Consider the following 515-nt stretch of genomic DNA (forward strand, 5'->3'; position numbering starts at 1 on the left):
GTGGGGCTTTTCGCGCGCTTCGAGGAAGTGGGGGGGCGTTGGGGCGTCAAAAGGGGCGCATGCAAAAAAGGGGAGTGTCCAAAAAGAAGGATGTATCGCGTATCAGAATGAACAGAGCGCTTTTGAGATAAGCGTTTTTCCTTCAATGGTTCTGGAATAATAAAACTTGGCATCATCAAATTGGCATCATCAAAAATGTGGAGCTCAATTGTTGATAAAGTATAAAAATTTATCATGACAATGGTTCAGAAAATTTCTAAAAACATAGGGCAGAAAACGGCTCAAGTGGCTCTTATCCCAAAGCTTATTCCTGTCTTTACTGGAAAAGCAGATGTCCGAGCCGCTTGGGGCGGACGGGGCTCTGGAAAAACACGCTCTTTTGCTCTGATGACAGCGGTGGTGGGATATCGCCATGGAATGGCAGGAGAACGCGGGATTATTCTTTGTGCGCGACAGTTTCAAAATTCTCTCAATGAGAGTTCTTTGGAAGAAATTAAACGCGCCATTGAAGCTTA

Annotated in this window: 1 pseudogene; it reads left to right on the plus strand. The window is 45.0% G+C overall.

Annotation, left to right across the window (positions count from 1 at the left end):
- Positions 1-234: 234 nt before the first annotated feature.
- Positions 235-515: pseudogene (locus ACFINC_RS10240) on the plus strand (PBSX family phage terminase large subunit); the annotation flags it as partial.

This window comes from Bartonella sp. AP58NXGY (assembly GCF_042195785.1).
In the GTDB taxonomy this organism is placed as follows: Bacteria; Pseudomonadota; Alphaproteobacteria; order Rhizobiales; family Rhizobiaceae; genus Bartonella.